The sequence below is a fragment of the Pseudomonas oligotrophica genome (assembly GCF_021726475.1).
GTDB classification, from domain to species: Bacteria; Pseudomonadota; Gammaproteobacteria; order Pseudomonadales; family Pseudomonadaceae; genus Stutzerimonas; species Stutzerimonas oligotrophica.
The window spans coordinates 1-22,579 of record NZ_JAKJRU010000008.1 but is presented as its reverse complement, the minus strand read 5'-3'; the positions used below and the strand labels follow the sequence as shown (position 1 = coordinate 22,579).

Sequence of the window (22,579 nt, the reverse complement as noted above, 5' to 3'; positions counted from 1 at the left end):
TAAAGGAATAACAATAATGAAACCTAAGAAATCATATCTAACGGCACAGCTTGTTATCGCAGCTTCGGTTTTATCAGCTACACCGCTGTACGCATCGGACCGGATGATTACCGACAAGGAATTGTCCGATGAATCAAACACCGCTGACTGGCTGGCTTATGGGCGAACGCACTCCGAACAGCGGTTCAGCCCGCTGAAAGACATCAACGTAGACAATGTCAGCCAGCTGAAACCCGAATGGTACGCCCCTCTTCCGGATCGATCCGATATGGTCGGGACGCCCCTGGTCGTCGATGGCGTCATGTATTACGTGGGCGAAATGAACAGAACGCGCGCATTCGATGCCCGCACCGGCAAGAAGCTCTGGGAATACGATCCGCAGGTTTCCAAAGAAATTCTCGACAACAACATGAAGAAGGTCTTCTGGAAACATAGCCGCGGCCTTTCGACCTATGGCGACAAGTTGTTCATCGCCACCTGGGATGGCCGCCTGATCGCGATCAACCGAAAAGACGGCAAGGAAGTCTGGCAAACCCGCACCTTCGATCACGACCAACCCTTGAATATCACCGGCCATCCCAAGGCCTTCGATGGCAAGGTATTCGTCGGTAACGGCGGAACGGAACTCGGCCCGATGCGCGGCTATGTCACGGCCTATGACGCCGAAACCGGCAAACAGATCTGGCGCTTCTATATCGTGCCCGGCAACCCTGCCGATGGGTTCGAGGACCCTGCTCAGGCAATGGCGGCCAAAACCTGGAGCGGCCGGTGGTGGGAAAACGGCGGCGGCGGCAATGCCTGGCACGGCTGGACATACGACGCCAAGTACAACCAGCTCATCTTTGGCACCGGCAACGGTGGCCCATGGAACATCAAGGTGCGTAGCCCGGAGGGCGGCGACAACCTGTTCCTGTGTTCGGTCGTGGCGGTAGATGCGGATACCGGCAAGTACAAATGGCACGTTCAGACGGCACCCGGCGATACCTGGGACTACAACTCGAACATGGACATCGTGCTGGCCGACCTGAAAATCGACGGCAAGGATGTCGATGCGGTATTGCATGCGCCGAAGAACGGCTTCTTCTACACAATCGACCGCTCGAACGGCAAGGTACTGTCGGCCGAGAAATTTGCCGACGCCAACTGGTCACCCCGCTACGACCTGAAAGAGCAACGCCATATTGTCGCCAAGGACGCCAGATACCCCGATGGCGAGAAGAATATCTACCCTTCGGCATTCGGCGCTCACTCGTGGCACGCGATGTCCTATAACCCCGAGTTGAATCTTGCCTTTATCCCCACCAACCATCTGGGCAATACCTTCAAGGACGATGGCAAGAACACCAAGCCTGGCCACAAGATGGCGAGCCACAAACTCTATCTGGGCCTGACCGGCTGGGAGTTGACCAAGGACCCGCATGAAACTCGCGGTTCCTTGCAGGCCTGGGACCCGGTCAAGAACAAGCGCGTGTGGCAAGTCAACCAGAAGAGCCCATGGGGTGGTGGCACCCTGACCACGGCCGGCAACCTGGTTTTCCAGGGTCAGCCTGACGGCCTGTTCAAGGCCTACGATGCGCGCACCGGCGACGAGCTCTGGTCCTATGACGTGGGCCTTGGCATCTCCGCGCCACCGATTACCTACAAGCTGGACGGCAAGCAGATGGTGTCCCTGCTGGTCGGCCCGGGTGGGGCGCTGGCCTCCAACTTCGGCGGTAACGGTGAGCTGGGTTTCGAAAGCCATGGCTGGAAATACGGTGTGCATGAACGCCGGATCATGACCTTCTCGCTCGACGGAAAAGCGGTCATCCCCAAACAGCCTGCACCGCAACTGGCCAAGCCCATCATCGACGAGAAGTTCAAGGTCGACGCCAAGAAAGCGGAAGCCGGCGCGGGTGCTTTTGCGGAAAACCTCTGTGTCGGCTGCCATGGCGCCGGCGCGGTCGCGGGGATGAAAGCGCCCGATCTGCGGGAGTCGCCAATCCTGCTCTCGGGCAACGAAAAAGCCTTTGAGCGTGTTGTGCGCGGTGGGGCGTTGCTCGCCAACGGCATGCCCAAGTTCCCGGATTTGACGGATGCCGAGCTGGAGAGCATTCGCCACTTCGTGCGCCGGCAAGCGCATGACGGCGTGAAGTCTGGTGGCGGACATTAGGCCGGCAACTTTCGATCACCAACCAAACAGTTGAGCCGGTAACGCCTGGATAGCCAGGCGTTACCAATAGCAGAAACGCACGCGCACCGTTACATCCCAAAGGATCAGAACAATGACAACAAGCCTGCGCTTCGGCAGCGGCGTTCTCGCCGCCTGCCTGTTCACTTCTGCCCACGCGGCGGACTATTCACCCGAGCAGTTCCTGTTCGGCGACTGGGACGGCAACCGCACCCGCCTGCATGAGGCCGGGGTCGGCCTGCAGATCACCTACGTCAACGAGCTGGCCTGGAACACGCAGGGCGGCGATGACCACACCGGCACCTACGCCGACCAGGTGATGTTCGACGCCGCGCTGGACCTGGACAAACTGCTGGGCTGGTCCGGCGCCGGCCTGCACTTCACGCTGACCAACCGCAACGGCGAGAACCTCAACGCCGAGGCCGACCTCGGCGTATTGCTGCAGCCGCAGGAAATCTACGGCTATGGCAGCACCACCCGGCTGGTGCAGTTCTATTACCAGCAGGCGCTGCTCGAGGACCGCCTACTGGTCAAGCTCGGCCGGCTGCCCATGAGCGGGGACATCTACCCCTTCGCCTGCCCGTTCCAGAACCTCGGTTTCTGCGGCACGGTGCCCGGCTATGTCACACCCAACTGGTACACTTGGCCGATCAGCCAATGGGGCGCTACCGCGCGCTACCAGCTGAACGAAAAATGGTCGATGCAGACTGCGTTTTACCAGGTCAACCCGCGCTTCACCGAGCGTGAGCAGGGCCTGAACTTCGGCAGCCCGTCGGGCACCACCGGCTATCACGCGGTCGCCGAACTGGGCTGGACGCCAACCCTGGGCGGGCAACCCGGCGCCTATCGCCTGGGCCTGTGGCGCAACACCGGTGACTTCGAAGACCTCTACCGCGACGGTGCCGGCCGGCCCATGTCGCTTTCCGGTGCCGCGGCCGCCGAGCACGACCACGCCACGGGCGGCTACCTGATGGCCGAGCAGCAGGTCTGGCAGAGCAGCGCGGTGGCCGAGCGACAGTTGAAGCTGTTCGCCAACTTCATCCAGTCCGACCCGGGCGTGACCTACATCGAGCGCATCTGGCAGGTCGGCGCCTTCCTCTCCGCGCCGTTCGCCGCGCGGCCGAACGACGAGCTAGGCCTGGGCCTCGGGCGCCTGGAAATCAACGACGACGCCCGCCGGCGCCTGCGCGAACAGAGCGAGCCGGTGCCAGACGTCGAATACCCGGCCGAGCTCTACTACCGCGTCGCCCTGACGCCGGCGATTTCGCTGACGCCGAACATCCAGTACTTCCATCGGCCCGGCGGCTTCGACGAGGCGGAAGACGTGGTGGTCCTGGGGCTGAAGACGGTGGTCAGCTTCTGATCGGATGGGTGCGGGAAACGAGAGCGGGCCAGCACACGCCCGCCGTAAGGGGACGACGGTGCGTGCGCCCCCCTACCAGCCAGCCCCCGTGCGCCCGGCGCTTCGTAGGGTGCGCCGGGTGCACCGGAAAGTGAGTCGGCCGTGCGCGCCCACCTACCGGCCAGCGCCCGCGCGCCCGGCGGCGATGCGCAGGCCGGTCTTCTTCAGGATGCGGCTGGAGACCAGCATCTCATCGGCGCGGCAGGCGTTGCCCAGCAGCGCGCGGATCTGGTTGCGGTAGGCCTCGATGTAGTCGGCGCTGCGCCCATGGACCATGGCGAACAGGTTGTAGCGCCAGCCATCCTGGCGCGGACGGCGGTAGCAGTGGCTGACGAACGGCTGCGCACCGATCAGCGCACCGAGCCGTTCGATCTCGGCATCGTCGACGTCCCAGACGGTCATGCCGTTGTGCCGGTAGCCCAGCCGGTAGTGGTTGGGCACCGCGGCGATGCGGCGGATCGCGCCGCTGGCCTGCAAGCGCTGCAGCAACGCCAGCGCCTCGTCCACCTCGATCCCCAGCTCGTCGGCCAGCCAGGCCCAGGGGTCCTCGACCAGCGGCAGGCCAGCCTCGGTGAGCGCTACCAGGCGCTGCGCCAGGGCCAGGTCAGACGGCGAAATGCAATCCGACATGATAGGTCTCCTCCTTCGGCAGGTTGAGTACCGCCAGCCCGGTCTCTGCCTCGATCCGCGCGATGGTCTCGGCGATCCCCTCGGGTGTCGCGCAGCCGAGCACGAACCACATGTTCCAGGCATGCTCGCGGCGGTAGTTGTGCGCCACCTCCGGCATCGCCTCGAGCACGGCGGCGACCTCATCGAAGCGCTCCTCCGGAACCGACAAGGCGGCCAGGGTGAAGGCTCCGCCGAGGCGCTCGATGTCGAACATCGGGCCGAAGCGGGTCAGGGTGCCGTCATCGAGCAGCGCCTGCACCCGCGCGCGCAGGGTCGCGGAGTTGCTGCCGAGTTCCTCGGCCAGCGCCTCCCAGGGCTGGCGCACCAGCGGCAGGCCATGTTGCAGACGATTGATCAGCTGGCGATCGAGTTCATCCATGGGCGCGCTCCGCCGGCGGAGCGAAGCGGCCGCCGCACTGCTTGAACGCGCGGGTGCTGAACAGCAGTTGGTGCGGCAGCTCACTCAGCCCCTGCTCGGCGAGCAGGCGCTCGATCTGCCGCTCGACCTGCTCGCGCTCGCGACCGTGGACCATGCAGAACAGGTTGTAGCGCCACTGCGGCAAGCGCCGCGGACGCTGGTAGCAGAGGTTGACCCCCGGCGCGGCGCCGAGCTGGCGGCCGATGGCGTCGACCGCTGCATCCGGCACGTCCAGCACCAGCATGGCGTTGGCCCGGTAACCCAGCGCGCGGTGCTTGAGCACCACGCCGACGCGGCGGAACAGGCCGCCCTCGTTCCACTGGCGGACCTGCTCGAGCACTGCGTCCTCGCTGGCGCCGAGCTGTTCGGCGAGCCAGGCGTAGGGGCGCGACACCAGCGGCAGGCCGGCCTCGAGCAGGCGGCGCAGTTGCAGCGCCTGCGGATGATCGAGCGTGAGGGTCATGGCAAGTCTCCCAGCGGGAAGCCCAGGTCGATGCGGTAGGCGCTCTGCATCGGCAGGTCCAGCGGCACCAGGCCGGTGTCGGCCTCGATCTCGGCGAGGACGCGGTCGAGGTGCGCGCGATCCGGGCCGGTGAGCACGAACCAGAGGTTGTAGCGATGCTCGCGCAGGTAGTTGTGGTTGACCTCGGGGAAGCGGTTGATGCGCTCGGCGACCGCCTCCAGCCGGACCGGCGGCACGGCCAGCGCCACCAGGGTGCTGGCACCCGCGCGGCTGTGTTCGAACACCGGGCCGATGCGTGACAACCCGCCACCGGCCTCCAGCTGCTGCAGGCAGGCGAGCACCTCGGTCTCGGCGCAGCCAAGCTCCTCGGCCATGGCGCGGTAGGGCTCGGCGCACAGCGGCATGCCGTGCTGGAAGCGGTCGATCAGGCGGCGGCTGAGGGCGTCGAGGTGCATGTCAGAGTCCCGTCTCGTGGGCACGGCTGGTGAGGAAGATGCCGCTCGGGCTCTCGGCCGGCAGGCGCTCGAGCAGCTGCAGCCGGTACGGGTCCCAGACCTGGACCTCGTTGCCGTCGCGCACCGACAGCCAGAGCTGGTCGCCGCGCGCGGTGAATTCCATGTGCAGCACCGCCGGGCCTGGCTCCAGGTCGGCGATGATCTCGTGGGTCTCGCTGTCGATCACCTGCACCTTGCCGTTGTCCGGGTAGGCGAAGTTGACCCAGATCTGCCGCGCGTCGGGCCGCGCCATGACGAACACCGGCTGGCCGGCGACGTCGATGGCGTCGGTCTGCTTCCAGCTCTGCGAATCCATCACCAGCACACGGTGCTGGCCGATCGCCGGAACGAAGGTCTGGTTGCCAGCCACGGTCCAGCCTTCCAGGTGCGGCATCTTGTAGACCGGCAGCTTTTCCTGGCCGCGGCCGTAGCCGTCGAGAATGCGCTCGACACCGCGTTCGGGGTGCCAGAGGTCGATCTTGCCCATGCCGTCCTCGCCGAACAGGCCGGCGACGTAGTAGCGGCCGTCGGGGGTCAGCAGCGCGTCGTAGGGCTGCTGGCCGATGTCGTCGAAGCGGGTGATGGCGGGCGTGTTGCCCTGGCTGAAGTCCAGCAGCCAGGTCTCGTGGGTGTCGAACAGGCTGTAGATGAAGCGCCGCCCGGGCGCGTCGAGTACGCCGACCACCCGCGAGTTGCGGTTGCCGTCGGCCAGCGGCGTGGCCGGGATGTCGGCGACCAGCTCCAGCGTCACGGCATCGAACACCTTGACCCCGCCAGGCTCGTAGTTGCCGACGGCGATCAGGGTGCCGTCCTGGCTGATCGCCCCGCCGATGCTGTTGCCGCCCTGCACCACGCGCCTGTCGATGCGCTGCTCGAGCAGGTCGACCTTGGTCAGCCCGCCGTCGCGGCCGAACACATAGGCGAAGCGCTCGTCGCGGGAGAACACCACCGAGGCGTGCGACAGGTCGCCAAGCCCTTCGATGCGCGCCAGGCTGCTGCGCCCGCTGGTCTCGATGATCTGCAGGCTGCCGGTGGCGCGCTCGACCACCACGCCGAGGTCGCCGGTGCCGCGCAGCGGCGGTTGGTGGGCGCAGGCGGCGAGCAGCAGGCTGGCCGCGGCGGCAAGCAGGGTCGGGCGGATCATGGCTTGGGATATCCTTCGAGCAGCAGGTCGACCAGCCAGGCGACATCCTGCTCGTCGAGCAGGGCCTTCCAGCCAGGCATGGCGGTGCCGGGGCGGCCGTGGGTCACGGTGGCGATCAGGGATTGGCGGGGTTTGCCGGCCAGCGCGTCGAGGGTGAGTGCCGGGCCGAGGCCGCCGGTCATGCGCAGGCCGTGGCAGGAGCCACAGTCCTGCTGGAGCAGGTGTTCCAGCTGCGCCTGACGTTGGGCCGAGGGCTCGGCCAGCGCAGCGGGAATCAGGAGAAGGGACGCCAGAGCGAGCCCCGGACGTCTTGCTATTTGTCGGGACACTTTCATGACGCCCTCCGGGACGCTTACTTCTGGCTCAGGACCCAGTTGGCCAGCGTCTTGGCCTCTTCTTCGGTCACCGGGTTCGGCGGCATCGGGATCGGCCCCCAGACGCCCTGGCTGCCATTCTTGATGTGCAGCGCCAGGGTGTCGGCGGCACCGTCCTGGCCGGCGTACTTGGCGGCGACTTCCTTGAAAGCCGGGCCGACCAGTTTGGCGTCGATGCTGTGGCAGGCCGCGCAGGGCTTGCTCTTGAACAGCGCCTCGCCATCCTGGGCCAGTGCCGGCTGCAGGGCGAGCGCGCCGCCCAGGGCGAGCAGCGGGAGCAGAACTTTCTTCATGAGAACTTCCTCAAGGCTAGGGTGGGACGGGCCGGAGCCCGCCCCGGATTGGCTCAGTAAACGTCGTACTGAGTGTTGTGGACGTTGAATTTACCGGTCGGGGTGATCAGCCTCTTGTCCCGGATCACTGTTTTGAGTTCCAGGGTCTTGTCGTCGACCACGACGATCGCCGATTCCTCTTCCTGGCCGTTCCATACGGAGAACCAGACCTCGTCGCCAGCCTTGTTGTACTCCGGCTGCACGACGCGCTGGGCACCGCCCTTCAGGCCCGACCACTCACCGATCGGCAGCACCTTGTAGCCGGCCGCCAGGTTGTTGATGTCGAACACGGCCGCCGACTGGCTGACCTTGGCATCAGGATGGAAGGTGGTGTCCAGGTACAGGTGCTTGGACTTCGGGTGGGTCTTGATGAACAGCGAACCACCGCCCTGACCCTTGAGGGTCTCGACCACTTTCCAGGCATTCTTCGGATGCTTGTCCGGGTCGGTGCCGATCAGCGAGATGGTCTCGTCACCCAGGTGGCTGGTGGCCCACACCGGACCGTAGGTCGGGTGCACGAAGTTGGCGCCGCGGCCGGGGTGCGGGATCTTGCCGACGTCGACCAGCGCCGCCATCTTGCGGTCCTTGGAGTCGATCACCGCGACCTTGTTGGAGTTGTTCGCTGCCGTCATGAAGTAGCGGTGGCTGACGTCCCAGCCGCCGTCATGCAGGAACGGCGCGGTGCCGATGGTGGTGAACGAGAGGTTGTCGATATCCTCGTAGTTCACCAGCATGACCTTGCCGGTTTCCTTGACGTTGACGATGAACTCCGGGTGCTCGTGGGAGGCGATGATCGCCGCCACGCGCGGTTCGGGGTGGTATTCCTGGGTGCCGACGGTCATGCCGCGGGTGGAGACGATCTGCTTGGGCTCCAGGGTCTCGCCGTCCATGATGGTGAACTGTGGCGGCCAGTAGGAACCGGCGATCGCGAACTTGTCCTCGTAGCCCTTGTACTTGGAGGTTTCCACCGAGCGGGCCTCGATGCCGACCTTGATCTCGGCGACCTTCACCGGCTCCTTGGCCCAGAGGTCGATCATGTCGATCTTGGCGTCGCGGCCGATGACGAACAGGTAGCGGCCCGAGGCGGACATGCGCGAGATGTGCACCGCGTAGCCGGTCTCGATGGTCTTGACGATCTTCTTGCTGTCACCGTCGACCAGCGCGATCTTGCCGTCGTCACGCAGGGTGACGGAGAACAGGTTCGGCAGGTTCAGATCGTTCATCTGCTTCTTCGGACGATCCTCGGGCTTGACCAGCACCTTCCAGGAATTCTTCATCTCGGCCAGGCCCCACTCCGGCGGGGTCGGCGGGGTGTGCTGGATGTACTTGGCCATCAGCGTGATCTGGTCCTTGGTCAGCGCGTTGGACGTACCCCAGTTGGGCATGCCGGCCGGCGAGCCGTAGGTGATCAGCGCTTCCAGGTAGGCCTGGCCGCGTTCCTGGGTGATGTCCGGCGTCAGCGGCTTGCCGGTCGCGCCCTTGCGCAGCACGCCGTGGCAGCCGGCGCAGCGCTGGAAGTAGATTTCCTTGGCCTGTTCGAATTCGGCGGCAGTCAGGTCCGGCGCGCCCGGCGAGTGCACGACCTGTGCGCTGGCAGGATCGACGGCCGAGGCCTGGCTCTTGTAGGCAGCCTCGGCCTTTTCTTCGGGTTTGTCCTGCGCCTGAGCGATGCCTAGCGCGAGCAACGAGAAGCCGGCGACGAATCCGGCCAGAAGTGGTTTTCTCATACTGTTATCCCCTCTGAATCGCTTCGTGCGATTCGTACTTAAATGACGGCGATGCAGCAGTTCCCGGGTACTTGTGGTGCGATTGCATCCTATGAGGGGCCGATTCGGGCAGCGCTTGACGACAATCAAGAGACCCCCCCGTACCCACCTGCCGTGACGCCTTGTCGCGGGGGATGGCGCGCGTTGCGCCGGTTGCCGGCATTGAATGGCAGCGGCACCGCGGTCGCACTTGACCACGATCAAGCTTTGCCGGCGGATGGCTTGAGAGCGCGGGGGCGGACCGGTAGCTTGGACTTCGAGATAACCAACCGCCGCAGTGAGGTATTGCCTGTGAATGCGCCTGAATTCCCGACCGCCGCTGGCACGCCGGATATCCCCTTCTACCAGCCCCAAGGCAACGAGGAACGGCTGTTCACCCAGGCCTGGCAGCACGGCATGCCGGTGCTGATCAAGGGCCCGACCGGCTGTGGCAAGACCCGCTTCGTGCAGCACATGGCGCATCGCCTCGGCCTGCCGCTGTACACCGTGGCCTGCCATGACGACCTCTCGGCCGCCGACCTGGTCGGCCGCCACCTGATCGGCGCCCAGGGCACCTGGTGGCAGGACGGCCCGCTGACCCGCGCGGTGCGCGAGGGCGGCATCTGCTACCTGGACGAAGTGGTCGAGGCGCGCCAGGACACCGCCGTCGTGCTGCACCCGCTGGCCGACGACCGCCGCGAACTGTTCATCGAGCGCACCGGCGAAGCGCTCAAGGCGCCGCCCGGCTTCATGCTGGTGGTGTCCTACAACCCCGGCTACCAGAACCTGCTCAAGGGCATGAAGCCCAGCACCCGCCAGCGCTTCGTCGCCATGTGCTTCGACTACCCCGCGGCTGCCGAGGAGGAGCGCATCGTCGCCAACGAGGCCGGGGTCGCCCCGGAGCTGGCCGCGCAGGTGGTCAAGCTCGGCCAGGCCCTGCGCCGGCTGGAGCAGCACGACCTGGAGGAGGTCGCCTCGACGCGCCTGCTGATCTTCACCGCGCGGATGATCGGCTCCGGCATGTCGCCGCGCGAGGCCTGCCTGTCCTGCCTGGCCGAACCGCTCTCGGACGATCCGCAGACGGTCGCCGCACTGATGGACGTGGTCGATGTCCACTTCGGCTGAAACCCTGGCGCTGCCGGCCCGGCGCCTGCCGGGCGACCTGGCGATGTGGTTCTTCATCCTCGCCGAGCTGACGGTTTTCGCCATCCTCATCCTCACCTTCGCGGTGATGCAGCGCCTGGACCCGCGCCTGTTCGCCGAGAGCCGCGCGGCGCTGGACAGCTCCATCGGCCTGGCGCTGACCCTGAGCCTGCTGACCTCCGGCCTGCTCGCCGCGCTGGCGGTCGAGGCGGTGCGCCGCCAGCGCCAGGGCCGCGCGGCCCTGCTGCTGCTGGCGGGGCTGGGCAGCGCCTGCCTCTACGTGGTGCTCAAGCTCGAGGAATACGGCCACCTGGCCGGGCTCGGCCTGGACATCGAACACAACACCTTCTTCACCCTGTACTGGATCCTCACCGGGTTCCACTTCCTCCACGTGCTGCTGGGCATGGTGATCCTCGCCTGGCTCGCCGAGCGCTGCCGGCGCCGCGCCTACGACGCCGGCCAGCACGGTGGTCTGGAGTCCGGGGTGCTCTACTGGCACATGGTCGACCTGGTCTGGGTGGTGCTCTTCCCGCTGGTCTACGTGCTGAACTGACGAGGTCCGCCATGTCCGCTTCCAAGCTCCTGATCGGCTGCTGGCTGGGGCTCGCCGCCCTCTCCACCCTCACCGTGCTGCTCGGCGGCAGCGGCTCGGGCCTGCTGCTCGGCGCCGCGATCCTCGCCGCGGCGCTGGGCAAGGCCTGGCTGATCACCGAGGGTTTCATGGAGCTGCGCCACGCCCCCCGGTTGTGGCGCCTGCTGCTGCTCGGCTGGCCGCTGCTGTTGGCCGGCGGCGTGCTGGCGCTGCTGCCGCAGCTGGCCTGAGCGCGCTTCGTCGCGCCACGGCGGCGTTCCGACCTTTTATTGTTTCCGGTCAAGGATGGGCAGCCGCCAGGTCGGTGATTCTGCAGGCAACCCGGCGCGCCTCCAGCGGCGCGCCATCGGAGCCGTCGCTCCCGAGGAGAATCGCCCATGTTGAGAATCAGCCATTACCTGCGCGCGCTCGCCAACCCGCAGCAGCGGGTGCTCGGCGCCCGTGGCACGGCTGGCAGCCGGCCGCCGGTGGTGATCTGGAACCTGCTGCGTCGCTGCAACCTGACCTGCCGGCACTGCTACGCGACCTCCGCCGACAGCGAATTCCGCGACGAGCTGGATACCACCGAGGCGCTCGGCGTGATCGACCAGCTGCACGACGCCGGCGTGCGCGTGCTGATCCTCTCCGGCGGCGAGCCGCTGCTGCGCCAGGACATCTTCGAGCTATCCGACCATGCCCGCGACAAGGGCTTCTTCGTCGCCCTGTCGAGCAACGGCACGCTGATCGACGAGCGCAACATCGCACGCATCGCCGCGGCCCGGTTCGACTACGTCGGCATCAGCATCGACGGCCTGGAGGCGGTGCACGACGACTGGCGCCAGCTCAAGGGCAGCTTCGCCGCCTCGATGCACGCCATCGACCTGTGCCGCCAGCACGACATCCGCGTCGGCCTGCGCACCACCCTGACGCAGAACAACTACCCGCAACTGCCGGCCCTGCTCGAGCTGATGCGCGAACACGACGTGCAGAAGTTCTACCTCTCGCACCTCAACTACAGCGGCCGTGGCAAGCGCAGCCGCAAGGCCGACGCCCACCACCAGATGACCCGCGACGCCATGCGCCAGCTGTTCGAGCAGGCCTGGGACGACGTGCAGCACGGCCGCGAGACCGACTTCGTCAGCGGCAACAACGACGCCGACGCCATCCTCCTGCTGCAGTGGGTCGAGGCCAACCTGCCGCAGCACGCCGCGCGCCTGGAGCAGATGCTGCGCGCCTGGGGCGGCAACGCCTCGGGCAGCGGCATCGCCAACATCGACAACATCGGCGACGTGCACCCGGACACCTACTGGTGGCAGCACACCGTCGGCAACGTGCGCCGGCAGACCTTCCGCGAGATCTGGCTGGAACGCCCCGAGCCGCTGCTCGAGCAGCTGCGCCAGCACCCGCGCGCGGTCAACGGCCGCTGCGCCGAGTGCCGCTGGCTGCCGATCTGCAACGGCAACACCCGCACCCGCGCCTGGGCGGCCGGCGACCTCTGGGCCGAGGACCCGGGTTGCTACCTCACCGACGAGGAGATCGGCCTGCCGATGCCCGAGCGCATCCCCAGCGTCGCCCTCTGAGATTCAGCGAAGCGGCCGCCAGATGCCGCAGCGTCAACCACCGCAGCCGATGAGATTCAGGAGACCTGCATGGATCAGCCAATCACCTTTCCCGCCTCGCTGAGCGCCACCCTCGCTCCCGGTCAGGTCGCCCTGGTCGGCGCCGGCCCGGGCGACCCCGGCCTGCTCACCCTGCGCGGCTGGAGCCTGCTGCAACAGGCCGATGCGGTGGTCTACGACCGCCTGGTCAGCGAGGACCTGATGGCCCTGCTGCCCGGTCGCTGCAGCCGCCACTACGTCGGCAAGACCAGCGGCTTCCACAGCCTGCCGCAGCCGCAGATCAACCAGCTGCTGGCCGACCTCGCGCAGCAGGGCAAGCGCGTGGTGCGGCTCAAGGGCGGCGACCCGTTCATCTTCGGCCGCGGCGCCGAGGAGCTGGACTTCCTCCTGGTGCGCGGCATCGACTGCCTGGTGGTGCCGGGCATCACCGCCGCCGCCGGCTGCACGGCCTATGCCGGCATCCCGCTGACCCACCGCGACCTGGCGCATTCGTGCCAGTTCATCACCGGCCACCTGCAGGAGAACGGCGAGCTGCGCCTGCCCTGGGCCAACCTGGTCGACGGCCAGCAGACCCTGGTGTTCTACATGGGCCTGTCGAGCCTGGCCGAGATCTCGCGCAACCTGATCGCCGCCGGCCTGCCGCTGGATACCCCCGCCGCACTGATCGGCAACGGCACGCGCGACGACCAGCAGGTGGTGCGCTGCACGCTCAAGCAGCTGCCGCTGATGGCCGACGAGAAGCAGCTCACGCCGCCGACCCTGACGGTGATCGGCAAGGTGGTCGGCCTGTTCGCCGAGCGCGCCGTCGAATTTCCCGCCCGGCTGCGCGGCAATCCCAACCCGGTAGCGGAGGTTCTATGCGGCTGATCCCTGCCCTGCTGGTGGCGGCGGCGTTGCCGGCCGCCACCTTCGTCGCCCTCGACCTGGCGGTGCCGCGCGCCGCGGCCGCCGAAGCCGATGCCCATGCGCTCTACCAGCAGCACTGCCAGAGCTGCCACGGCGACAACCGCCTGGGCGGCGCCGGCCCGGCGCTGTTGCCCGAAAGCCTGAGCCGGCTGAAGCCGGCCGAAGCCGAGAAGGTGATCCGCGACGGCCGCCCGGCCAGCCAGATGGCAGCCTTCGCCGGCGTGCTCGACGACGGGCAGATCAAGGCGCTGACCGGCTACCTCTACCAGCCCGCCGCCGTGCCACCGACCTGGAGCGACGCCGACATCCGCGCCAGCCATCGCCTGCTGGCCGACCTGGCCAGGCTGCCGGCGACGCCGCAGCATGGCGCCAATCCGCTCAACCTGTTCGTCGTGGTCGAGGCCGGCAACCACCATGTACGGGTGCTCGACGGCGACCGCTTCGAGGAACTGGCCAACTTCCAGTCGCACTTCGCCCTGCACGGCGGGCCGAAGTTCTCGCCGGACGGGCGCTTCGTCTACTTCGCCTCGCGCGATGGCTGGGTCAGCCTCTACGACCTCAACAACCTGACCATGGTCGCCGAGGTGCGCGCCGGGCTGAACACACGCAACCTGGCGGTCAGCAACGACGGCCGCTGGGTGCTGGTGGGCAACTACCTGCCGGGCAACCTGGTGCTGCTCGATGCGCGCGACCTGTCGCTGGTCAAGCACATCCCGGCGGTGGCGGCCGACGGCACGCCGTCGCGGGTCAGCGCGGTGTACACCGCGCCGCCGCGCGAGAGCTTCATCGTCGCGCTGAAGGACGTGAAGGAAGCCTGGGAGCTGTCCTATGCCGGCGAGCCGGCTTTCGAACCGCGGCGCATCGAGGCCGCCGACTACCTCGACGACTTCTCCTTCACCCCCGACTACGGCCAGCTGCTGGCCACCTCGCGCAAGGCCAAGGGCGGCCAGGTGATCGACCTCGACAGCGGGCGCACGGTCACCGACATCCCGCTGCCGGGCATGCCGCACCTGGGCTCGGGCATCTACTGGAAGCGCGGCGGCAAATGGGTGTTCGCCACGCCGAACGTGAGCAAGGGGCTGATCTCGGTGCTCGACCTCGAGACTTGGAAGCTGATCAAGGAAATTCCCACCGAAGGACCGGGCTTCTTCATGCGCAGCCAGCAGAACTCGCCCTATGCCTGGACCGACGTGTTCTTCGGCCCGAACAACGATGCCGTGCACCTGATCGACAAGCAGAGTCTGGAAGTCGCCCACACCCTGCGGCCGATGCCCGGCAAGAACGCCGCCCACGTCGAGTTCACCAACGATGGCCGCTACGCCCTGCTCAGCGTCTGGGACACCGACGGCGCGCTGATCGTCTACGACGCCAACACGCTGGAAGAGATCAAGCGCATCCCGATGAACAAGCCGTCCGGCAAGTACAACGTCGGCAACAAGATCGAGTTCGCCGAAGGCACCTCCCACTGAGCCAACCGCCGGCGCCCGCCGCGGCCATCCCCCGGCGCCCTCGCGGCGCCGGGCTCCGTTACAATCGACGCCCCTTCCCCCGGAGCCTGCGCATGGACATCGATCTCGCCCGCACCTTTCTCGAGATCATCCGCGGCGGCAGCTTCATCGCCGCGGCCGAGCGCATGCACCTGACCCAGACCGCGGTCACCGCACGTATCCAGAACCTGGAAAGCCAGCTCGGCTGCCGGCTGTTCGTGCGCAACCGCGCCGGCGCGCGCCTGACCGACGACGGCGAGCGCTTCGTCACCTACGCCAACCAGCTGGTGCAGACCTGGGAAGCCGCACGCCGCGACCTGCCGCTGCCGCAGGGCTACGACCAGCTGCTGACCCTCGGCGCCGAGGTCAGCCTGTGCAACCCGCTGATGCTGGCCTGGGTGCAGCGCCTGCGCGAGACGCTGCCCAGCCATGCGCTACGCAGCGAAGTCGCCAGCGACGAGGAGCTGCAGAAGAAGCTCGACCTCGGCCTGCTCGACGCCGCCCTGGTGCACCAGCCCGAATACTGGCCTGGGCTGCAGGTCGAGCAGTTGCTCGAGGAAAAACTCATCCAGGTGGTGCAGACGCACAACCCCGACCCGTACCTGTATGTCGACTGGGGCTCGGCCTTTCGCAAGCAGCACAACCAGGCGCTACCCGAGTACACCCGCGCGGCGATGTCCTTCAGCCTCGGCCCGCTGGCGCTGCAGTACTTGCTGCAGTGCGGCGGGCGCGGCTACTTCCGCACGCGGGTGGTGCAGCGCTACCTGGACGAAGGGCTGCTCAAGCGCGTCGAGCAGGCGCCGGAATTCTCCTACCCCATCTATCTCGTGTATTCGCGCGCCAACCGCTCGGCGGCCCTGGCACGGGCCATCGAGCTGGTGCGCGGGCTGGCGCTGGACGACTTCGACTGGTCGCGCTGGTACTACGAGATCTGAGCCGGTTCAGTCCGGCAGCTGCTTGAGCCAGTTGCGATAGAGCGCGGCGATCAGGTCGGTCTGGGTGATCATGCCGACCAACCGCTGCTGCTCGTCGACCACCGGCAGACAGTGCAGGCCGCGGTCGGAGAGCAGGTAGACCAGCTCGACCATGTGCGTGTCCATGCCCACCGAGACCACCGGCGAGGACATGATCGCGCGCAGCTTGGTGCCGCGCAGAAACTTCAGCTGGCCGAAGCTCAGGCGCCCCGGGCGTGGGTGGAAATGCTTGAGCAGGTCGACCAGGGTGACGATGCCGACCAGCCGGTGGTCGTCGCCCTCGACCACCGGCAGCGAGCGCAGGCGGTGCTGCTGCAGGGTCTGCCAGGCCGACTCGATGAAGGTGTCCGGGGTGTGCCAGTAGATGTCGCGCGACATCACGTGGGCCGCAGTGATCTCGCCCATGCTGCGGCGCAGGGCGTGCTTCTCGGTCTGCTTGATCAGCCGCGCGAGGTCGTCGCGGGTGATGTCGACGTACTCGCCGAACTCGGCCAGCGCCCGGTCGACATCGTCCTGCATGAAGCTCATGCGCTCGCCGGGGCGCGGGTCGCGGGTGTGATGATCGTTGTCGCGCGGCAACCGCGGCTTGGGGTACGGGTGGCCGGTCAGGTTGTTGAACAGCAGGGCGAAGGTCACCAGCAGCAGCGAGTTGAACATCACCGGCCAGAGCAGGCCGAAGTGCAGCTGGTGCAGATCGGGGCTGCCCACCGCGGCGACCAGCGCCAACGCGATGCTCGGCGGGTGCAGGCAGCGCAGCGAGAACAGGCACAGCAGCGTCGCCGCGCCGGCGAGGGTCGCGGCGAGCACGCCGGGCAGTCCGCTCAACCCCAGGCTGATGCCGATCAGCGCGGCGAACAGGTTGCCGCCGATCACCGACCAAGGCTGGGCGAAGGGGCTCGACGAGGCGACGAACACCAGCACCGCCGAAGCGCCCACCGGGGCGATGACCTGCAGCGCGAGGTTGCTGCCCACCAGCCAGCGGTCGCTGAGAAACACCAGCGGCATGACCAGCAGGATGCCGAGGGCCGCGCGCAGCCACTGCCGCGGGGCCGCGTTCGGCGCGGCGGGCACGAAGGATTTGAACCAGTCGATCAGGTTGTCTTGCATGGAAACTCTTGTCGGGCGGGGCACCGGCATGGGAGCGCGGCGGGGTAAAAAAGGTCCGTCCGTGGACCATCAGGAGCTACACGGGTAGCGAGGGGAAATCAGCGGGCGGCAGGCAGCATGGCGCTTGCGCTGGCCGCGGTCGTGCGCGCATGGCGCACCGTCAGCCAGGTATTGAAGGCCATCAGCAGCATGCCCGAGGCGAAGATGCCGCCGCCGAGCATGCGCACCAGGTAGCCGGGGTGACTGGCCTCGAGCGCCTCGACGAAGGAGTAGGTCAGCGTGCCGTCCTCGTTGATCGCCCGCCACATCAGGCCCTGGGTGATGCCATTGACCCACATCGAGGCGATGTAGAGCACGGTGCCAATGGTGGCCAGCCAGAAGTGCACGTTGACCAGCCGTACGCTGTACATCCGCTCGGCGCCCCACAGCCGCGGCACCAGGTGATACAGCGAGCCGATGGTGATCATCGCCACCCAGCCGAGGGCACCGGCGTGTACGTGGCCGATGGTCCAGTCGGTGTAGTGCGACAGCGCGTTGACCGTCTTGATCGCCATCATCGGCCCTTCGAAGGTGGACATGCCATAGAACGCCAGCGAGACCACCAGGAAGCGCAGGATCGGGTCGGTGCGCAGCTTATGCCAGGCGCCGGAGAGGGTCATCATGCCGTTGATCATGCCGCCCCAACTCGGCGCCAGCAGGATGATCGACATCACCATGCCCAGGCTCTGCGCCCAGTCCGGCAGCGCGGTGTAGTGCAGGTGGTGCGGGCCGGCCCAGATGTAGATCGCGATGATCGCCCAGAAGTGCACGATCGACAGCCGGTACGAGTAGATCGGCCGCCCGGCCTGCTTCGGCACGAAGTAGTACATCATGCCGAGAAAGCCCACCGAGAGGATGAAGCCGACCACACTGTGGCCGTACCACCACTGCACCATGGCGTCGGTGGCGCCGGAATACACCGAGTAGCTCTTGAGCAACGACACCGGCAACTGCACGTGATTGACCACGTGGACCATGCCGGTGACCAGGATAAAGGCGCCGAAGAACCAGTTGCCGACGTAGATGTGGCGCATCCGCCGGCGCGCGATGGTGGCGAAGAACAGGTAGCCGTAGAGCAGCCAGACAAAGGTCACCCAGAGGGCGATCGGCCACTCCATCTCGGCGTACTCCTTGGACGTGGTGTAGCCCAGCACGTAGCTGACCGGCATCGCCACGCAGGCGGCCTGCCAGCCCCAGAACACCACCGCGGCCAGCTGATCGGAGACCAGCCGCGCCTGGCTGGTGCGCTGCACGATGTAGAAGGACGCAGCGAACAGCGCGCCGCCGCCGAAGGCAAAGATCACCAGGTTGGTGTGGATCGGCCGCAGCCGGCCGAAGCTGGTCCAGGGCAGGCCGAAGTTCAGCTCCGGCCAGACCAGTTGCGCGGCGATGAACACGCCGAGGCTCATGCCCAGCACACCCCAGACCAGGGTCATCAGGGTGAACTGGCGTACCACGCGGTAGTTGTAGGCAGGTTCGAGAATGCTCTGCGGTTCGCTCATAGCCATCGCGAGCGAATGCGGCGCGGGCAGCGGTCCGGGGCCCGGTTACCTGGCCCACTCGGTTCCGACTGGTCGGCACGCACTCACTCACCGTTCCTCTGTGGAAGTCGGTTCATGAACAGGCGCGACCCAGCGTCGCGCCTTGCTGCGATCACCATTGTCGGACGAGCAATTAACTTTTATCTAACGAATGTTATTGCTTGTTAGTATCACTTATATCGAATCATATCAGCGCCATGCCGTGCGCTTTCGCGCTCCGCTTCATGCGCTGCGGCCTGTTCCAGCCGGTCGAACAGGCCCTTGACGATGTGCATCACCTCGAGGTTGGCGTCCTCCATGCGTTCCAGACTCTGCAATGCGAGCGCCAGCTCGCCCCTGCCGAATGCGGTGAGCGCCGCCTGGCCCTGATCATGTACGGTGGTGTGCGGTCGCTCGATCTGGGCGAAGCCGTCGACCAGCTTGAGCTGGCGATCGGCATCGCCGTAGTACCAGCGGCCGAAACGACAGTCGCGCTCGCTGGGCAGCGCCGGCGCCTGCCCGCCCGTGCCGAGCAGGTGGTTGTAGACCACGAACTTGAGCGACAGCTCATCGAGGTTGGCCAGTTCGACGCCGGCGCGCAGCGCCGAGGATTCGCTGCTGCGACGCATCGCCCCGGCCAGCGCGCGCAGCCGCTCCATCGCCTGCACCGCATCGTCGGCGGTGCGGCTGAAACCCTGGGCGCTTTCGCCCTGCAGGCGGATGTGCGTATGCACGCTGCGAATCTCTTCCTGGACCTCGCCGATCTTGCGCACGATGTCATCGGTGGCCAGCGCGGTCTTTTCCGCCAGGCTGCGGATCTCGCTGGCGACCACGGCGAAGCCGCGCCCGGCACTGCCGGCACGCGCCGCCTCGATCGCCGCATTGAGCGCCAGCAGGTTGGTCTGGCTGGCGATGCCGCTGATCAGATCGACGATCCCGTTGATCTCGCGTGAGCATTCGGCCAGCGACTGCACCTTCTGCGAGGCCTGGTCGAGGCCGTCTTCCATCCGCTGCGCCTCGCCGCGCAGGGCACCGAACTGCTGCCGGCTGGACAGCGCCGCGTCGGCCACCTGCTCGGCGCGATCCTGGCTGTGCGCCAGCTGGTCGGCGAGGTACTCGAAGGAATCGCCCAGGCTGGACACCGACGCACCGAAGCGCACCAGGTTGGCTGCTACGCCGCGGTGGTGCGCAAGCTGTTGTCGCTGCGCCTCGATCAGCCGGTGCGCGTCATCCAGTTCCTGCTCCAGCGCCGCGATGCGGGCCTCGCGCGCCCCATCGCGGGCCAGCCGTTCGCGTGCCTCGCGCTCCAGACGCTGGACCGCCTTGCTGCTCGTGAGCCACATGCTGCCCACTCAACCCAGGGTGTAGCCGTTGTCGACCACCCAGTCCTGGCCGTAGACACCGCGCGCACCCTGCGACAGCTGGAAGAGCACCACGTTGGCGACCGCCGCCGCCTCGAGGAAGTGCCCCGGCAGCAGGCGCCCGGTGACGCTCTCGGCGACCTGCTCGAGCTGCTCGTCGGACAGCCCCAGGGTGCCCCAGATGGCCGTGGCGGTCGGCCCCGGCGAGACCATGTTGATGCGCACCTCCAGCGGCGCGAATTCCACCGCCATGGTGCGCATCTGCGCAGCGAGCGCCGCCTTGCTGGCGATGTAGGCGGCCAGTCCGGGGAAGCTGGCGCGGGTCAGGAAGGTGCCGATGAACACCACCGAGGCCGGCTTGGCCAGTTCGCTGCGCAGCGCCGCCATGGTGTTCAACGCGCCGGCGCCATTGACCGCCCACTGGCGATCGAAGGCGCTGCTGTCCAGGCTGTCGGCCAGTTCGGCGATGCCGGCATTGGGCACCAGGAAATCGACCGGGCCCATCTCCGCCGCGCGGCGGGATAGTGCGTTGAGGTCGTCGGCACTGGTCACGTCGCCGGCATGCCAGCACAGCCGCTCGGGGTAGGTCTCCATCAGCGGGCCGAGGCCGCCGAGCGAGCGCGACATGGCCAGTACCCGTGCCCCGCGCTGCAGCAGCGCCGCACAAAGGGCCAGGCCGATGCCGGAGCTGGCGCCGGTGATCACGGCCAGACGATCGAGGAAGTCGCTTTTCATCTCTTTCTCCGTTGCTCGGCTCGCCGAGTCTCAGGCGCCCGCCTCGCGGGCGCGGCTTTTCCGGTTGCAGCGCCCGGCCTCAGCCGGGATGACCATCGACCCGCGCGCTGAGCAGCATCGGCGCATAGCGCAGGGCATAGAGCAGGAACGCCAGCGACCAGCAGATGGCCGCCAGCCAGAGCCCGGCGACCGGCCACTGGGCGGCGATGAAGACACGGGCCGCGGTGCCCAGGTTGAACAGCACGAAGCCGGGAACCATGCCCGCCGGTACCTGCAGCGGACGGCCGGTGTGGCCGAGGGTGACGCGGGCGATCATCGCCAGGATCAGGCCGCTCATCGCGCCGACGGTCAGTGCGTGCAGCGCCGGGCTCGACTGTGCCAGCACGCCGAAGTGCCAGAGCGCCAGGCCCAGGCAGGCTACCGCCAGCCAGAGCACCGAGACGTGCAGCGACCAGAGCAGCGGCACGCGCCAGATGCCCTTGTCGTACCAGCGCGCCAGGCGCAGCAGGTGACCGAGGCCCAGCAGCAGGAACAGCACGCCCACCAGCGGTTGCGGCAGCAGGGCCAGGCCCACGGCATGCAGCGCGGCGATCAGCAGGCTGCCGGCCAGCAGCGCGATATCCAGCCAGACCCAGGGCTTGATCGCCTCGACCCAGCCGAGCCCGCGCTGGGTGAAGAAGGGAATCACCCGCCCGCCGATCAGGCCCATCAGCGCGGCGATCAGCCACAACCCGGCCAGCACACCCTGGCGCTGCAGACCGTCGTCGCCGAGCAGCAGGCCGCTCATGACGATGGCATCGGCGGCGATCATCAGGCTCAGCACCGCCAGCACCGGATAGTTGCGCTTCTGCCGTACGGCCCAGAGCATGCGCCCCATCAGCAGGGCGACGACGGCCAGGAAGGCCAGGTCCAGCGGGATCAGCAACGCCAGCGGCAGACCGAACAGCCAGCCCAGGCGCGCCGCCAGCCAGACCACCGCCAGACCCATCAGCGGCTTGCCCGACGGCGCCACCTGGCCGGTCCAGGTCTGTACCGCGGTCAGCAGGAAGCCGGCGACGATGGCCATGGCGAAGCCGAAGAGCATTTCGTGACGGTGCCAGGCCAGCCAGCCGCCGGTCGGCTGGAAGCCCGGCCACAGCCCGGTCCAGGCCGCCACCCAGAGCGGTACGACGAGCAGGGCGTAGACGCTGCCGGCGAGAAAGAACGGGCGGAAGGCGAGGCGCCAGATGGGCGGGATACTGAGGGCTTTACGCCGATCGACAACTTGCACAGCAGGCCTCCTGAAATATTTCTGCCGCCGGGGCCGCGTCAGCGACGCCCGGCGGTGTGTGCTTCCGCAGCGGGAAGCGATGGCTACTTTCTACCGCTTCGCCGCCCGGAACAGACTTGATTGCAATCAGCTTTTGCCGGGAACGCCGAGAAAGTGACGGCTGGCAGGCGCCTCGCCGCGCAACCGCCAGCGCGCGCAGCCCGGCCGGCAGAATGAAAAAACGGGCCCCGAGGGCCCGTTTTGCATACCGCAGCGGCGGTCACTTGACCTGGTGCTTGGCGGCCTCCGGCTGCCTGGTGACCGTGGCATCCCCTTCGCTGACCGACTTGCGGAAACCGCTGATCGCGCTGCCCAGATCCGACCCCAGGCCGCGCAGGCGCTTGGTGCCAAACAGCATGACGACGATCAGGAGGATGATCAGGAGCTGCCAGATACTGATACCCATCATTTGCTACCTCGTTGCGTGTGACTGCGGTCAGTGACCGGCATGTTCGTTGTGAGCCGCGGCATGCGCAGTGTGCGCGGCCTGTTCGTGCATCGTGCCACCCTGCGCTGCGCCATACTGCATGCCCGCCGCTTCCTGCAGCAAGGCCTGGTCGATCTCCTCGAAGCGCAGCACCCGCCCACCGTGCTTGGCGG

23 protein-coding genes and 1 pseudogene are annotated in these 22,579 nt (G+C 67.2%); 9 read left to right on the top strand and 15 right to left on the bottom strand.

The genetic code is table 11. The annotated features are described in order from the left end of the window. The first annotated feature begins 16 nt into the window (after window positions 1-16). Together L3N39_RS16325 and L3N39_RS16320 are read left to right on the top strand one after the other, a co-directional pair. Complete coding sequence (locus tag L3N39_RS16325) at window positions 17-2,149, top strand: PQQ-dependent dehydrogenase, methanol/ethanol family (RefSeq protein ID WP_237258521.1); 2,133 nt, start codon at window positions 17-19, stop codon at window positions 2,147-2,149. A 112-nt stretch (window positions 2,150-2,261) separates the two neighbouring features. Then, window positions 2,262-3,530: a carbohydrate porin gene (locus L3N39_RS16320; RefSeq protein ID WP_237258520.1), complete on the top strand. Its 1,269-nt coding sequence runs from the start codon at window positions 2,262-2,264 to the stop codon at window positions 3,528-3,530. 153 nt (window positions 3,531-3,683) lie between these two features. Here the strand turns inward: L3N39_RS16320 and ahbB (L3N39_RS16315) are convergent, their stop codons facing one another. From ahbB (L3N39_RS16315) to L3N39_RS16280, 8 genes are read right to left on the bottom strand one after another with little or no spacing between them, the layout of a single operon-like run. Beyond that, entirely contained in the window at window positions 3,684-4,199 is a 516-nt protein-coding gene (gene ahbB, locus L3N39_RS16315; RefSeq protein ID WP_237258519.1) for a siroheme decarboxylase subunit beta, read from the bottom strand. Then, window positions 4,174-4,617 (bottom strand): Lrp/AsnC family transcriptional regulator, encoded by a 444-nt coding sequence (locus L3N39_RS16310; RefSeq protein WP_237258518.1) that lies wholly within the window; start codon window positions 4,615-4,617, stop codon window positions 4,174-4,176. Before L3N39_RS16310 ends, ahbB (L3N39_RS16315) begins: the two co-directional genes overlap by 26 nt. Continuing rightward, a complete protein-coding gene (gene ahbB, locus L3N39_RS16305) occupies window positions 4,610-5,119 on the bottom strand; it encodes a siroheme decarboxylase subunit beta (RefSeq protein WP_237258517.1) in 510 nt (169 codons plus the stop codon). The genes L3N39_RS16310 and ahbB (L3N39_RS16305) overlap by 8 nt, the downstream gene beginning before the upstream one ends. Further along, entirely contained in the window at window positions 5,116-5,574 is a 459-nt protein-coding gene (locus tag L3N39_RS16300) for an Lrp/AsnC family transcriptional regulator (RefSeq protein ID WP_237258516.1), read from the bottom strand. Before L3N39_RS16300 ends, ahbB (L3N39_RS16305) begins: the two co-directional genes overlap by 4 nt. Window position 5,575: 1 nt before the next feature. Further along, complete coding sequence (locus L3N39_RS16295; RefSeq protein WP_237258515.1) at window positions 5,576-6,757, bottom strand: cytochrome D1 domain-containing protein; 1,182 nt, start codon at window positions 6,755-6,757, stop codon at window positions 5,576-5,578. Beyond that, window positions 6,754-7,092: a c-type cytochrome gene (locus tag L3N39_RS16290; RefSeq protein ID WP_237258514.1), complete on the bottom strand. Its 339-nt coding sequence runs from the start codon at window positions 7,090-7,092 to the stop codon at window positions 6,754-6,756. Before L3N39_RS16290 ends, L3N39_RS16295 begins: the two co-directional genes overlap by 4 nt. A 17-nt stretch (window positions 7,093-7,109) precedes the next feature. After that, on the bottom strand, window positions 7,110-7,424 hold the full coding sequence (locus L3N39_RS16285; protein WP_237258513.1) for a c-type cytochrome: 315 nt from the start codon (window positions 7,422-7,424) through the stop codon (window positions 7,110-7,112). A 53-nt stretch (window positions 7,425-7,477) separates the two neighbouring features. Then, complete coding sequence (locus L3N39_RS16280) at window positions 7,478-9,190, bottom strand: nitrite reductase (RefSeq protein ID WP_237258512.1); 1,713 nt, start codon at window positions 9,188-9,190, stop codon at window positions 7,478-7,480. A 372-nt stretch (window positions 9,191-9,562) separates the two neighbouring features. Here L3N39_RS16280 and L3N39_RS16275 point away from each other — a divergent pair, with 372 nt between their 5' ends. From L3N39_RS16275 to L3N39_RS16245, 7 genes are all read left to right on the top strand, one after another. After that, window positions 9,563-10,333 carry a CbbQ/NirQ/NorQ/GpvN family protein gene (locus tag L3N39_RS16275; RefSeq protein ID WP_237258685.1) on the top strand — a complete coding sequence of 257 codons (771 nt, stop codon included), beginning with the start codon at window positions 9,563-9,565 and terminating at the stop codon, window positions 10,331-10,333. Then, window positions 10,317-10,904: a cytochrome c oxidase subunit 3 gene (locus L3N39_RS16270; protein ID WP_237258511.1), complete on the top strand. Its 588-nt coding sequence runs from the start codon at window positions 10,317-10,319 to the stop codon at window positions 10,902-10,904. Before L3N39_RS16275 ends, L3N39_RS16270 begins: the two co-directional genes overlap by 17 nt. Before the next feature lie 11 nt (window positions 10,905-10,915). Then, window positions 10,916-11,173 carry a cytochrome C oxidase subunit IV family protein gene (locus tag L3N39_RS16265; RefSeq protein ID WP_237258510.1) on the top strand — a complete coding sequence of 86 codons (258 nt, stop codon included), beginning with the start codon at window positions 10,916-10,918 and terminating at the stop codon, window positions 11,171-11,173. A 147-nt stretch (window positions 11,174-11,320) separates the two neighbouring features. Continuing rightward, entirely contained in the window at window positions 11,321-12,502 is a 1,182-nt protein-coding gene (nirJ, locus tag L3N39_RS16260; protein ID WP_237258509.1) for a heme d1 biosynthesis radical SAM protein NirJ, read from the top strand. A gap of 69 nt (window positions 12,503-12,571) precedes the next feature. Beyond that, window positions 12,572-13,408, top strand: coding sequence for a uroporphyrinogen-III C-methyltransferase (gene cobA, locus L3N39_RS16255; RefSeq protein ID WP_237258508.1), 837 nt, complete (start codon window positions 12,572-12,574; stop codon window positions 13,406-13,408). Next, complete coding sequence (locus L3N39_RS16250; RefSeq protein WP_237258507.1) at window positions 13,399-14,916, top strand: nitrite reductase; 1,518 nt, start codon at window positions 13,399-13,401, stop codon at window positions 14,914-14,916. The genes cobA and L3N39_RS16250 overlap by 10 nt, the downstream gene beginning before the upstream one ends. A gap of 92 nt (window positions 14,917-15,008) precedes the next feature. Further along, window positions 15,009-15,869 carry a LysR family transcriptional regulator gene (locus L3N39_RS16245; RefSeq protein WP_237258506.1) on the top strand — a complete coding sequence of 287 codons (861 nt, stop codon included), beginning with the start codon at window positions 15,009-15,011 and terminating at the stop codon, window positions 15,867-15,869. A gap of 6 nt (window positions 15,870-15,875) precedes the next feature. Here L3N39_RS16245 and L3N39_RS16240 read toward each other — a convergent pair whose 3' ends face one another. The 7 genes and pseudogenes from L3N39_RS16240 to tatA form a co-directional block, all read right to left on the bottom strand. Further along, window positions 15,876-17,015: an HPP family protein gene (locus tag L3N39_RS16240; protein ID WP_237258505.1), complete on the bottom strand. Its 1,140-nt coding sequence runs from the start codon at window positions 17,013-17,015 to the stop codon at window positions 15,876-15,878. 98 nt (window positions 17,016-17,113) lie between these two features. Further along, window positions 17,114-18,556, bottom strand: coding sequence for a cytochrome-c oxidase, cbb3-type subunit I (gene ccoN / locus L3N39_RS16235; RefSeq protein WP_237258504.1), 1,443 nt, complete (start codon window positions 18,554-18,556; stop codon window positions 17,114-17,116). A gap of 209 nt (window positions 18,557-18,765) precedes the next feature. Beyond that, window positions 18,766-19,203: a CZB domain-containing protein gene (locus tag L3N39_RS19075; RefSeq protein WP_431978042.1), complete on the bottom strand. Its 438-nt coding sequence runs from the start codon at window positions 19,201-19,203 to the stop codon at window positions 18,766-18,768. Window positions 19,204-19,281: 78 nt separating this feature from the next. Continuing rightward, window positions 19,282-19,539, bottom strand: a pseudogene (locus L3N39_RS19070) (methyl-accepting chemotaxis protein); the annotation flags it as partial. Window positions 19,540-19,926: 387 nt separating this feature from the next. Beyond that, the gene (locus L3N39_RS16225) at window positions 19,927-20,670 is read right to left on the bottom strand and encodes an SDR family NAD(P)-dependent oxidoreductase (RefSeq protein ID WP_237258502.1); all 744 of its coding nucleotides are present in this window, start codon (window positions 20,668-20,670) and stop codon (window positions 19,927-19,929) included. Between the two features lie 79 nt (window positions 20,671-20,749). Beyond that, on the bottom strand, window positions 20,750-21,940 hold the full coding sequence (locus L3N39_RS16220; protein ID WP_237258501.1) for an NnrS family protein: 1,191 nt from the start codon (window positions 21,938-21,940) through the stop codon (window positions 20,750-20,752). 259 nt (window positions 21,941-22,199) lie between these two features. Then, a complete protein-coding gene (gene tatA, locus L3N39_RS16215) occupies window positions 22,200-22,388 on the bottom strand; it encodes a twin-arginine translocase TatA/TatE family subunit (protein WP_431978040.1) in 189 nt (62 codons plus the stop codon). Window positions 22,389-22,579: the final 191 nt, after the last annotated feature.